At 38.6% G+C, this 12,717-nt stretch carries 9 protein-coding genes; 3 read left to right on the top strand and 6 right to left on the bottom strand.

The genetic code is table 11. The features are described from left to right. Positions 1–7 precede the first annotated feature (7 nt). The 3 genes from AC1IR0_RS02150 to AC1IR0_RS02140 all read right to left on the bottom strand — a co-directional run bounded on the left by AC1IR0_RS02150 (position 8) and on the right by AC1IR0_RS02140 (position 3,538). Positions 8–1,441 carry a trehalose-6-phosphate synthase gene (locus AC1IR0_RS02150; protein ID WP_409666381.1) on the bottom strand — a complete coding sequence of 478 codons (1,434 nt, stop codon included), beginning with the start codon at positions 1,439–1,441 and terminating at the stop codon, positions 8–10. After that, a complete protein-coding gene (gene otsB / locus AC1IR0_RS02145) occupies positions 1,398–2,279 on the bottom strand; it encodes a trehalose-phosphatase (RefSeq protein WP_409653446.1) in 882 nt (293 codons plus the stop codon). Before otsB ends, AC1IR0_RS02150 begins: the two co-directional genes overlap by 44 nt. A 1,064-nt stretch (positions 2,280–3,343) precedes the next feature. Continuing rightward, positions 3,344–3,538: a hypothetical protein gene (locus AC1IR0_RS02140; RefSeq protein WP_224216892.1), complete on the bottom strand. Its 195-nt coding sequence runs from the start codon at positions 3,536–3,538 to the stop codon at positions 3,344–3,346. A gap of 502 nt (positions 3,539–4,040) precedes the next feature. On the opposite strand from AC1IR0_RS02140, the gene sbmA reads away from it, so the two are divergent. The 3 genes from sbmA to AC1IR0_RS02125 all read left to right on the top strand — a co-directional run bounded on the left by sbmA (position 4,041) and on the right by AC1IR0_RS02125 (position 7,857). Further along, positions 4,041–5,234, top strand: a complete 1,194-nt coding sequence (gene sbmA / locus AC1IR0_RS02135) for a peptide antibiotic transporter SbmA (RefSeq protein WP_409653442.1) — start codon at positions 4,041–4,043, stop codon at positions 5,232–5,234. Positions 5,235–5,853: 619 nt separating this feature from the next. Then, positions 5,854–6,903, top strand: coding sequence for a hypothetical protein (locus AC1IR0_RS02130; RefSeq protein WP_409653439.1), 1,050 nt, complete (start codon positions 5,854–5,856; stop codon positions 6,901–6,903). Between the two features lie 465 nt (positions 6,904–7,368). Continuing rightward, complete coding sequence (locus tag AC1IR0_RS02125) at positions 7,369–7,857, top strand: hypothetical protein (protein WP_243475430.1); 489 nt, start codon at positions 7,369–7,371, stop codon at positions 7,855–7,857. 257 nt (positions 7,858–8,114) lie between these two features. Here the strand turns inward: AC1IR0_RS02125 and AC1IR0_RS02120 are convergent, their stop codons facing one another. From AC1IR0_RS02120 to gatA, 3 genes are all read right to left on the bottom strand, one after another. Then, the gene (locus AC1IR0_RS02120; RefSeq protein ID WP_311203665.1) at positions 8,115–9,656 is read right to left on the bottom strand and encodes an FRG domain-containing protein; all 1,542 of its coding nucleotides are present in this window, start codon (positions 9,654–9,656) and stop codon (positions 8,115–8,117) included. Between the two features lie 63 nt (positions 9,657–9,719). Continuing rightward, positions 9,720–11,201, bottom strand: coding sequence for an Asp-tRNA(Asn)/Glu-tRNA(Gln) amidotransferase subunit GatB (gene gatB, locus AC1IR0_RS02115; protein WP_311203664.1), 1,482 nt, complete (start codon positions 11,199–11,201; stop codon positions 9,720–9,722). Continuing rightward, positions 11,201–12,679, bottom strand: coding sequence for an Asp-tRNA(Asn)/Glu-tRNA(Gln) amidotransferase subunit GatA (gatA, locus tag AC1IR0_RS02110; protein ID WP_479741145.1), 1,479 nt, complete (start codon positions 12,677–12,679; stop codon positions 11,201–11,203). Before gatA ends, gatB begins: the two co-directional genes overlap by 1 nt. Between the last annotated feature and the right edge of the window lie 38 nt (positions 12,680–12,717).

Below are 12,717 nucleotides of genomic sequence, written 5' to 3'. Positions count from 1 at the left end.
TAAAAATTTAGGCATGCATACTGAACTGGTTTGAAACTCCTGCAGCCACCGGACGATAGATCCGCAAGCTTTGTGAGTTTTTCAGGTCAGTAATAAACTGATCACGCCAGCGAATAATATCGAAATTTTTCAAGCCTTGGCTTAAATAACGATAGCGCTCTAAACGTTCTGATTTAGACATGCGCAGCGCCTTCTTCAAAGCTTTAGCCATACTGTCATGCTCATAAGGATCGACCAGTAAGGCTTCTTTCATTTGTTCAGCAGCACCGGCATATTTAGATAGAATCAAGACACCCGGATCTAAAGGATCCTGTGCAGCAATATATTCCTTGGCGACCAGATTCATACCATCCCGGATCGAATTTACCCAGCAAATATCTGCCTTACGATACAGTTGCATCAATGCCTCATGGCCCAAAGTATCATAGCTGCAATCGAAAGGTAACCAGTCCGCTGTGCCATGCTGGCTATTAAGTTCATGCACGGCAGATTTAAATTGCATATACAGGTTCTTATAGGTCTTTACATCCAGTCGGCATGGACAGGCAATTTGTAATTGCTGGAATTGATTTTTAAACTCCGGTTGATCTTCTAGCAAGCTCTGCAACGATCCGATTTTTTCCAATAAGCCTTTACTATAATCAATCCGGTCAACTGAAATGATGGTTTTATAAGGCTGCACTGTATTCAGATCAAACGGAAGCTTTTCTGGATGACTATCTGAGGCCTGATTTTGTAGTTGCACAGGATGCACACCAATCGGATAGCATTTTACATGAATCTTTCGAGATTGATAATTCAGGATTTCATTGTGACGATGCTGCACTTTTAAGGTCTGTTCGAGGAAATTTAAACAGTTTTCCTGATCGCGAGAGGTCTGCAAACCCAGTACATCGTAGTTGGCCAAATGATGTGCCAGATCGCGATGGGCGGGTAAAGTCTGCCAGAGCCTTAGTTCAGGAAAGGGAATATGCAGGAAAAAGCCAATACGGTTACGCATGCCCAGTTTACGGCAATAATGCGCCACGCTTAAAAAATGATAATCATGGATCCAGATAATATCATGTGGAGATGCTACCTGTTTCAGGTGCTTGGCAAAGCGTAAATTGACATCCTGATAGATCTTAAAATCCTGCGGCTGATAATCTACAAGTTGATGCTGATCGTGCATCAGTGGCCATAATGCATTGTTGGCAAAACCACAATAAAAACCTTGATATTGGGATTCAGTCAATGGACTCGTGTAATATTCAACATTTTGATGCTTCAGGATTTGAAACTTCTGCTCTTTCATCTGGTCAACTCGGGATCCATTCCAGCCAACCCAGATACCGCCTATATCCTGCAAAGCATCCTGCAATGCCACCGCTAATCCACCTGCCTGTGTATTGTCTGACTTAGGTAGATTTACACGATTTGATAACACTATGAGTTTCGACATGTAATTTCTCCAATAATAATTGTTGTTGTGCTTTCAGTATTTCTAGAAATTCCGCTAGAAAAGCCTGTACTTGAGTCACGTTTTCGAGGCGATGTCGTGCCACGGTGTTGCCTGTACCGACTTTGATAGAGCAGCCTTTGAATGTGTTGATGACTTGAAAACCGGCTTCGTCGGTCAGGTCATCTCCGATAAAAATGGGGTAATGATCACTTAAGTGATATTGCTGAATGATTTGTTGGATAGCTGAACCTTTATTTGCACCTTTGGGCACCAGTTCAAATACAAACTTTCCAGCCTTAAGTTCAAAATCCTGAAAATGAGCGAGACAATCCAAGGCAAATGCATGCACTTGATGCTCTAAATGGGGGTGTTCACGAAAATGCAGGGCGACTGAATAGTCTTTAATTTCTATTCGAGTCTGAGGAATATTATTACTATGCTCTGTAATATAATTTTTTAATAATTCAAACTGTTCAGGATTTAAATCAATTAACTTGCTTAAACGCAATTGATAGCTTAATTCCAGACCATGAGAGCCTGCAATATTCCAGTCAAATGGATAAATAAGTTTTTGGGCTTGTACAATTGAGCGGCCGGTCACTAATACTAGCTGAATATATTGTTGTAACTCTTTTAAAGTATTTAAGGTTTCGCTCTTAATTATACTTTTTGCTGGATCTGGGTGGAATTCAGAAATGGTTCCATCAATATCAAGAAATAAAACAATTTTATGAGAATAAATAATAGGTTTGAGTTGATTTAAAATCACTTGAGGTAATATATAAGAAGATGTAGCAAGTGAATCTTCTAGGTCTTGATCTTCTTTTAGAGTCGACATAAATACTACCTAAGCCTCTGAAGTTAAATTGATTTAAAAGTTAGAATTACCTGAATGGTCATTGCTTTGATTAAATTTATAACATATTTCATTTAACAGACTGGCTTTAAGTGCAGAAACGAAACACTTTTAACAAGTACAGTTACTTTGTAAGATTTAGAAATATTTTGGTAGAAATCCAGTATTATTAATAAATTTTAAAAATAAATTATGAAGATTTTATATTTTAAGATTTTCTTGGATTGATTGTTTTTCAGGATTTTACATAATAAGATTTATTATTTAATCTTTATTTTTGAATATGTATTTTTTAATTAATTTTTTAGAATATAGTATTTATTATTAATTTATTTTTTTATTTTTAAATATATGAGGGAGATGTAATTTTGAGATCTTTTTAAATATAATAATTTAAATAAATTTATAAATTAGGCATATAAAATAATAATATCTAAATTAAGTTGATGAAAATTAATGGTTTTTAGAATTGACTAAGCTGTCTTAAAAGGAAAAATACTAAAATTGTCTAGAGGGGGAATTTCGTATCAATCAAACTTTCTTGGGATCAATTGGAGAGATATACAATTTAAACAGCCTCTTAATTTAGCATCTCAGATTAATTTTTTTAATTCTTATTGGTAAATTTCATCAGAGGATAAAAAATCGGAGAAAGACGAACGTCAGTTCTATGACTAAACTCTGAAAATAACTTGAATATTCTTTTTTTGAATCGAAGCGTAGGTGTTAGATGAAGTTGAGCTAAACAGAGAAGAGATGTAAAGGTGTCATTGCAAGGACAGAGCAGATACAAAAGACGGAAAAACAGATCATCAGTGATCTTACATAGGTCAAAAAACTAAGTGATGTTTCAATTAAATTTTTTTTTTGCTCAAATGGACATGAGCCAATTTAAAATCAGTAACTGATGATAGAAGAGGCAAGAAATAATTTTTTGAAAAAATAATAAAAGAGCAATCAAAGTGGAGAGAAGCTAAGGGTCGTATCGTATAAGTTAAGAAACCAAACTCAGATACAACCCGTCTACTTGTATGAGGGAAAAATACTCAGATTTCTCGCCACACTTCATTTTTGTCTTTTAAAGGAATGGTAAAGTTAAAGTCATCATCATTACTGACCAGAAGACTGGTTGGGGTCTGCATGACCACTTTCAAAACAGTACCAGCTTCAAAAATAATAGGGTCGCAGTTTTCTTTTTGTAGAGTCACCGTTTTAAGTAATTCAATTACTGAACTTTCCATAGTTTTTTCCAAAATAAGATTACTTTTCGATAATTAAATCATAGCATGATTTTTGAAAATTTAACTGTTTCTTCAAAAACTGAGAACTTGATCAATGACTTATTCAAATAGGGAGAAGTGCTCTATTTAGATTAAAGATACCTAGAAGACATGCAGTATGCCTGATTTTCATCCTATTCTCGCAGTGCTCAGAAGCATGAAGTTCTTTTACATAAACCCGACAGATAACAGGCATAAAAATTTTATCAAAATAACGAAAGGTCAAAAACATGATGATTTTTCTGTTTTTTGATATCGCTCGGCTAAATGATAAAAATCGAGAATATAAGGAAAATCATAACGCAGAGCTGAATGATAAAAATAATTTTCTAGAGACTCGATATCTTTCTATCCTTTTTTACACTAAATTGAAAATTAATGCTTTATAACAGTAAAAATCTAAAATAAGAATAAACTATGCGTCATTTGGATGACCAAGAGACATAAGGAGAACTGGGTCGGCATGTTTAAGTCATTTTTCCCGCAACCCGTCTGGTTTTTTAGCAGCCTGATTTTGTGGTTTATCATTAATCTTGTGCTTTGGCATAGTGGCGGATCAGGATGGGGAACCTATATGGGTTTTCCTGAAGGTTATTCTGATGAAAAGCTTACAATCGGTATTGGGCGTTTCTGGTCAGCTCAATTCATCTGGTTCTATCTCTGGTTTTTCATGGCAACTACGATATTTGCGCTGTTCTGGCAATGGAAAGCCGGACACCGATGGCAGCGCTGGTCGGTCTGGGGCTCGGCATTTATTCTGTTTAATATCTGGTTCGGGGTACAGGTCAATGTCGTATTAAATGAATGGTATAGCCCGTTTTATGATCAGATTCAACAAATGCTCACGAAGGGTGGTGGGGATGTTTCATTGCTGTATCAAGGCGCATTAACCTTTATTTATATTGCGATGGTTTATGTCACTTTAGCGGTATTTAACCTGTTTTTTGTCAGTCATTATGTCTTCCGCTGGCGTACCGCGATGAATGATTATTACACCGCACATTGGGAGCAGTTACGTCATATTGAAGGTGCATCACAACGTATCCAGGAAGATACCATGCGCTTTGCCAAAACCACGGAGCAGTTAAGTGTTTCCTTGATTGAAGCGCTGATGTTGCTGATGGCATTCCTGCCGATCTTATATCAGCTCTCTAGTCATGTGAAAGTTTTACCAATTGTAGGGGAAATACCGCATGCTTTAATGTGGGCCTCGATTGGTTGGGCGGTATTGGGTACGGTCATTTTGATGGTCGTGGGAATGAAGCTGCCCGGACTGGAGTTTAATAACCAGAAAGTTGAGGCAGCCTATCGTAAAGAGCTGGTCTATGGCGAAGACTATGCTGATCGCGCACATCCGCTGACATTACAAGAACTGTTTAGCCGAGTACGCTGGAATTATTTCCGGTTGTATTTTCACTATGCTTATTTCAACATGGTTCGGATCTGGTACTTGCAGTTGGACAATATTTACGGATTATTTATTCTGTTTCCAAGTATTGCAGCAGGGGCAATTACCCTCGGTTTAATGATGCAAATCCTAAATGTGTTTGGCAAAGTGCGAGAATCTTTCCAGTACCTGATTTTGTCTTGGCCGACGATTATTGAACTGATGTCGATCTATAAACGGTTGAAAGCATTTGAATCACATATTGATTAATTTTTTCTCATATTATTATCCTGCTTTATTAGCCAAACAGTTTTAGGTTTGGCTTTTTTTATGGCGAGTTAGTTTACAAAATCCAATGGAAAATATCGATCTGACCGTTGGTCAGATGACTTGGGTAAATCGTGTCAGAACCTCCCAATATTGGGGTATTCAGATATTTTTTTCTTGTCTAGAATCCTAAGGGCCAGCCAAGATGGCGTTTAATTTCCGGTGGTTTGACGTATAAAAATAACAAGTGTACGTTGAGGAAATTATTCTTATGCTGATCTTGTTCAGGCAATGTTACAGCGGATAAAAGGTAAATTTATTACCCATTATAATAAAGGCCTGTAGCGTTCCCTGAATAAGCCGCCGGAGAAGGACTCACCGCCTTCTTCGGTTTTTTATGTGTTTTTTCTATCTTTTTCTTGAGTCCTGAATGAAATTGTTTATTATTTGATCTGGCTTAAAAATGATACTTGTGTCAATTTTTATCACATGAAGCTTGGCATACTCAGCAAAGTTGAAGCTGATATGTGCCTTTTTACCGTTTAAATATTATAGTTATCAATATCTTGTGTTTGTTGTTTTGTGCTATTTAAGCTATGTTATACGGGATTTTGAGGTTGAGATGTTTGCTGTGAAGCTAAAAGTAATAATTCTAATAATAGGGGCAGCAGGTTTAGCTGGGTGTAATAGCGTGAATCGGTTGAAATCAGAGGTTTTACATCCTTTTGCCAGTCCGGAAGAACTAATTGCCAAACGGGCTTTGAATCAACGTGATGGTAGTGCAAAAGATTATGTTTATCTTTGGGGACAAGCTCAGAAAAATAATACGACTCAGGCCATGTATCCGCGTTCGATACTGACGCAATATTGTCATGAACAGGGCGGTAAATTTTCACTGCTGTATAAAAGTAATTTTAGTGCCGTGGCAGATGTTGCCCAACGCAAACGCCTGAGTGCCAATCGGGGTGTTGTACAGGGTAGCGGTGCCTATCAGTGTCGTATGGATGACCTGACTGAAAGCTGGATTGTCTCGATTGAGCCAACTTCTGAACGACAAGTTGATAAATCTAGCCAGACGCGTAGTGTTCGACTACTCACCCAGGTCATGAGTCCTTCTCAAGCAAAAAACTTTTATCGTCCAACTAAAGCCAGGGTTGCTTTGGAGCAAACCAAACCTGCATCGATAAAAACTACGACTCCTCCTAAGACTCCTGCCGCAAAGACGACAAATGAACTGAAGGAATCAGCACGTAAAGAACTGGAGAAGAAAGAATTAGAGCGAAAGGAATTAGAAAGAAAAGAGTTAGAGAAAAAAGAAGCAGAGAAAAAGCAGCTAGCAGCGGCATCAGCTCGAGCTACGGTAGCAGAAACACCGCAACAAAATCAGATGAAGATTTATGTGGCAGCGCGACGTGATATTAATAGTGGCAAGAATCTGAATAATGCCTGTAACAACGCCCAGCGTGCCTATAACTACGGTAAATTGCAGGGCACTGAGGGAACACGTGTCTATACTGAATCAGGGATGTTGGTTGCACGCTGTCTGAACAGTATTCCGGTCTATGCCAGCCGTTTCCCAAATGCTAAAGCGCAATCCAAGCGGATTTTGCAGAATTTGGCCAATAACTATAATCATGCCGGAGCCAAGAATCTTTTGAGGCAGTTAAAATAAGCGCGGGATCAAAAGACTTAATCCAAAATCCGTATGATCCTTTTGACGATCGAGAAGATAGGCGCAAAAATCTGCTCGATCCGACGGGAGAGAACAGAAGAAAGCCCGCTTGGTTTAGTGGGGAGATCACGTGATCCGAGAATCTCCTTCCGCGATGTTGGATGGATGAATAAAAATACGATCAAAACGAAAAAAAGACAAGCCCCCACAGTATGATGCTGTGAAATATGTTGGTATTCATAATTATAAGTTTTTATTTTTATTGTTTTAGTCTAAATCATAGCGCTAAGTTTGAATGATCAAAATCCTGACCTGATGAATAGCAATATGGACATCAGAATGACCATCCAAGTGTTGTAAATCTGGGTCAGTTTTTACAGAGTTCTATCAGTTTATTGCCCTGTTCCATGCTACAACTAACTGGTTTCATATCATTGGCTGGACATCGAAGAACAGGAAATTATGATGGCACATAAATCTTTTACAAAGCTTCGTACGTTTTTAATAAGTGCAACATTATTAAGTGTAACTCAGGTGACATTGGCTGGTCCGACAGTCAACCAGCTCAGTGACTGTTTGATGAAATCCACCACAGTCACGGATAAAACTACCGTCTTGCAATGGACCTTTGTGGCTTTAGGTAATCATCCGGACTTAAAGGCTTTTAGCAATGTGACCGCGAGTCAAAAGGAAGCATTAGACAAGAATCTGGCGACGGTGTTGCAGCGCATTTTAGTGGAGCAATGTTCAGCACAGACCAAGGCGGTGATTCAGGCTGAAGGTTTGCAAGCGGTTGGAGATAGTTTTCAGGCTTTAGGCAAAACCACAGGTGAGGAAATTTTAAAGAATCCTGAAATTAATAATCAGCTCAAAGGTGTGCTGCGTTATATCGACTTAAATCGTGTTGCACAGACTTTTTTGACACCGGATTTGTTGAATAAGTTGGGGTTGTAAGAGAGATGTAAGACTCTTTTTGATCTAGTAAATCCTCTTCCTAACCCTCACTTGCGCTTCGTTTTAAAGCAGTGCTTTAAAACTTGCTCAGGAGAGGGAACCACGTGTATCAAATTGATTACGTGACACTCCCTCTCCCGTTGGGAGAGGCCTGGGGTGAGGGAACTAGTCATGCATAAAAAGGACTTTGAGAGTTGGATGCGTCCTAAGTCTTCGAGTTTGGTGATAGAAGATACTTTTTTTGATGGTCATATTTATTAGCTGTCTAATTCAAGCTTTTCCTTTATATATTTTGCTGAATTTTCAATATCAGGATAAATAGTAGCTTTATTTATACCTAATAAATCTAACTCTTTTAAAATATTAATTTTATCCTTATATTTGATTTTAAATTTAATAATATCAATATCAGGATGAGTGGTAGGATCTAGCTCATGATCATAACCAAACAGTAGGAATGAACCTGCCTGAGCTTGAATGCGTTTATCAATTTTTTTACCTTTTACACAAATTATTTTTTTTAGGTCATTCGATTCGATTCTTGGTTTAAAATATGGTTTTTCACTTTTGATAAAATGTAAATATTGTTCACATACTTTATCACTGGAGGGTAACCTAGGTTTTTTTATAATTATTTTTTCTATGTAATCTTTTTGTGTGCTATTTAATTTAACAATGTTTGAAATACAGGTAACTTTATCTGAATCAGAAAAATTGATAGCTTCTTTTTTTATAAGAAATAAAATTACTTCACCAGTGCTAAAAACTTTTTCATAATATTTGAAGTCCTTTACAATTATTTCATTGTTTGAAGGTAGAGTGGGTCGCACAGCCAAAAGATTTAGATCAAAATGTTCATCAGGAAGTTCAGAGGCAAAATACAGAGCAGTTAGTGGATTACTTGAAATATCTAATAATCTAGTTGGCATTCCATAGTGTTGCATTCTCGTTAAAGTGTCTATGGCAGCTGGCTCTTGATTAAAAAAACTAGGCTCAGCTGTAATCAATTCTCTATAAAGTATATGTTCACTTCTTTCATAAATTTTCCCTTTCGTACCGAATGATCTAAAGATTGACGGAGTTAATCTATATATGTCTTTAGAATGACCACGAAAAAAAACCTCATATTTTCTATCTGATTTTATTGACCGTGTTGTTGAAATGATTAAGTCAATATATTGTGAAACATTGGTAATATATATATTATTAATATTAGGAATATTGATGCTTGATTGAGAGCTTATTTCACTTGAAGAAAATCCAGATGGTTTAATTTCTTGAGTTTTATTATTTGAGATTTCTTTAAAATTTTCTCGATAATTATTGATGTCTTGAAATATCGAAAACTCATCAAGGATAGAAATTAAATCTCCTTCTTTAATAGTCCAATGAGTTCCTTGAAGTTCAGCAAGATTTATTTTTAAATTTTTAATTAATAAATTTTTTGTACTATTATAGTCTTCGATATCATCTCTTGGATCAGCTTTGTTTAGTGTTTTTTTGAAATTATATAAATTTAATTTTTTACAGTAAGTAGTTAATATTCTATTTTTTTTGTCTAATCTAAAATCTTTTATTTTTACTAGAAAAGTTTGAAATCTTAGATCATCAAAAATAATTAATGTAGGATAACTTTTTATTTCATTAAGAAATTCATTAGGCATTTTATCAAAATTATATTTAAGATTTTCATCTGTAAATTCTAAAAATCTATAAAGAGGAATTCTGAAAGAAATATTACCATCACTATTTACATGTAAATCAGAAGCATCGTTTAATTTTATTAAATTATAAAACATATTAAAAAAACCCCGCATTAAGCGAGGTTTTTATAACATGAAATCAATTAATTAGCGAATAAATTAACCAATCAATTTCTTCATCAACTCATTCACTTGCGCAGGGTTAGCTTTCCCTTTTGCAGCTTTCATCACTTGACCAACAAGACCGTTGAAAGCTTTCTCTTTACCAGATTTATACTCTTCAACCATCTTCTCATTGGCAGCAAGTACTTCCTTAATAATCGCTTCAATTGCGCCTGTATCAGTTTCCTGTTTCAAGCCTTTCTCAGCAATAATTTCGTCCGCGGATTTGCCTTCGTCCCACATAAAGCCGAAGACTTGCTTCGCGATCTTACCGTTAATTGTGTTGTCCACAATACGTGCAATCATACCACCAAGTTTTTCAGCTGATACAGGAGAGTCAGCCAAATCTAGGCCTGCTTTATTTAAAGCACCTGAGAATTCGCCCATCACCCAGTTTGCCGCAATCTTACCTTGTGCAGCGCCACCAGCAGCCTTAACAACTTCTTCGTAGAACTCTGACATTTCACGAGTCAATGTAAGCACGTGAGCATCGTACTCAGTCACACCGAAGTCAGCCACGAAACGCGCACGACGTGCAGCAGGCAACTCAGGCATGGTTGCTTTAATTGCTTCGATTTGCTCATCCGCAATCACCACGGGCAACAAGTCTGGGTCAGGGAAGTAGCGGTAATCGTTCGCCTCTTCTTTAGAACGCATTGAGCGCGTTTCCATCTTCACAGGGTCGAACAAACGCGTTTCTTGATCGATGGTGCCATCCCAGTCCAGAATTTCCATCTGACGCTCAATTTCAACATTGATCGCTTGTTCAATGAAACGGAATGAGTTTAGGTTTTTCAATTCACAACGTGTACCAAACGGTTGACCCGGACGACGTAAAGACACGTTACAGTCACAACGGAATGAACCTTCCGCCATGTTACCGTCAGAAATGCCTAACCAGCGTACCAGTGTGTGAATCGCTTTGATATAAGCAACCGCTTCTTCAACTGAACGCATATCCGGTTCAGAAACGATTTCAAGCAGCGGCGTACCGGCACGGTTCAAGTCGATACCTGACATGCCTTCAAACTGGTCATGGATCGATTTACCTGCATCTTCTTCAAGGTGCGCACGCGTTACGCCAATGCGTTTAACCGTGCCATCTTCAAGCTGGATGTCGATATGACCCAAACCCACAATCGGGTTGTCCATCTGGCTAATCTGATAACCTTTTGGAGAGTCCGGATAGAAGTAGTTCTTACGTGCAAATACAGACGCCTGATCGATGTAAGCATCGATGCCCAAACCAAAGCGAATCGCAAGATCAACCACTTCTTTGTTTAATACCGGTAATACGCCCGGCATAGCCAAATCAACCAGGCTGGCTTGCGTGTTTGGATCATTACCGAAAACAGTCGATGAACCTGAAAAAATTTTGGTATTGGTGGCAAGCTGAGTGTGAATCTCGATACCAATAACGACTTCCCAACCATCAATCAGGTTGGATTTTGGTTTAGCCGATTTTTGAGCTTGAGCCATTATGCGTTCTCCTCAGCAATTGCAGCGCGTTTTGTATGCCAATCGGTGGCCTGTTGATACTGGTGTACCACAGACAACAATTGAGATTCTGACCAGTAATTACCAATCAGCTGTAAGCCAACTGGCAAGTTATTTTGGTCAAAACCGACAGGCGCGTTAATCGCAGGAAGACCTGCCAGATTTACCGCAAGCGTATAAATATCGCCCAGGTACATTTCAACTGGCGTTAAATCTGCACCAATTTTATAGGCAGTCGTTGGCGCAGAAGGTGCTGCAATGACATCGACCGATTCAAATGCTTTAAGGAAATCTTGCTGGATCAGGCGACGTACTTTCTGTGCTTTTACATAGTAAGCATCGTAATAACCTGCAGACAGGGCATACGTACCAATCAGGATACGGCGTTGCACTTCTGCACCAAAACCTTCTGAACGTGAACGCTTGTACAGGTCCATCAGGTCCACAGGATTTTCTGCGCGATAGCCATAACGTACGCCGTCATAACGTGACAGATTTGAAGAGGCTTCAGCAGGCGCGATCAGATAATAAGTCGGCACATAGCTTTCAGTCATGTCGAGATCAATCTCAACCAGAATTGCGCCCATGTCTTCCAGTTTTTTTAAGGATTCTTCGACACGTGCTTTTACGTCTGCATCCAGACCTTCCACATTGAAGTATTGCTTTGGAATACCAATACGCAAGCCTTTTACCGATGTAGCGTTCAGGTTCGCGACATAGTTATCTACCACTTGATCCATTGAAGTTGAATCTTTTGCATCATGGCCGGCCATGACATTCATCAGGTAAGCACAGTCTTCTGCAGAACGTGCCATTGGACCACCTTGGTCTAGTGATGATGCATAGGCAATCATACCGAAGCGCGATACACGACCGTAAGTCGGTTTAAGACCGGTCAGACCACAGAATGATGCAGGTTGACGGATTGAACCACCGGTATCAGTACCGGTTGCAAACGGAGCAAGATCTGCTGCAACGGCTGCCGCAGAACCGCCTGAAGAACCACCAGGGACATGGCCCAGGTTCCAAGGGTTAGCCGTTGCGCCGTAATATGAGTTTTCAGAGGTCGAACCCATCGCGAATTCGTCCATGTTCACTTTACCCAAAGTGACCAGGCCCGCAGCTTTGCCTTTCGCTACAACGGTCGCGTCGTAAGGAGAGATAAAATTGTCCAGCATTTTTGAACCGGCAGTGGTCTTGATGCCTTGGGTACAGAAAATATCTTTGTGGGCAACTGGCACACCAGTCAGGGCAGAGGCATTGCCAGCTTTGATTGCAGCATCGGCAGCATCAGCTTCAGCCAATGCCTGTTCAGCAGTTACGGTCACATAAGCCTTGACCTGTAAATCAATTTTTGCAATGCGCTTTAAGTAGTGTTCAGTCAATTCGCGAGATGAAAACTGGGCATTTGCCAGACCTTCACTAAGTTCACGAATGGATAAGCGATGTAAATCTGTCATGAGAAATAATTCTTTACGTTTAATTTAATAAAAAGAAT

It is taken from the genome of Acinetobacter sp. 129952 (assembly GCF_056642055.1).
Note: the sequence above shows the minus strand (reverse complement) of the source record. Positions and strands in the feature narration are given on the sequence as shown.

Coding starts and splice junctions, on each gene's coding strand:
- AC1IR0_RS02150 (WP_409666381.1), bottom strand. CDS start 1,441: ATGTCGAAACTCATAGTGTTATCAAATCGTGTAAATCTACCTAAGTCA.
- otsB (WP_409653446.1), bottom strand. CDS start 2,279: ATGTCGACTCTAAAAGAAGATCAAGACCTAGAAGATTCACTTGCTACA.
- AC1IR0_RS02140 (WP_224216892.1), bottom strand. CDS start 3,538: ATGGAAAGTTCAGTAATTGAATTACTTAAAACGGTGACTCTACAAAAA.
- sbmA (WP_409653442.1), top strand. CDS start 4,041: ATGTTTAAGTCATTTTTCCCGCAACCCGTCTGGTTTTTTAGCAGCCTG.
- AC1IR0_RS02130 (WP_409653439.1), top strand. CDS start 5,854: ATGTTTGCTGTGAAGCTAAAAGTAATAATTCTAATAATAGGGGCAGCA.
- AC1IR0_RS02125 (WP_243475430.1), top strand. CDS start 7,369: ATGGCACATAAATCTTTTACAAAGCTTCGTACGTTTTTAATAAGTGCA.
- AC1IR0_RS02120 (WP_311203665.1), bottom strand. CDS start 9,656: ATGTTTTATAATTTAATAAAATTAAACGATGCTTCTGATTTACATGTA.
- gatB (WP_311203664.1), bottom strand. CDS start 11,201: ATGGCTCAAGCTCAAAAATCGGCTAAACCAAAATCCAACCTGATTGAT.
- gatA (WP_479741145.1), bottom strand. CDS start 12,679: ATGACAGATTTACATCGCTTATCCATTCGTGAACTTAGTGAAGGTCTG.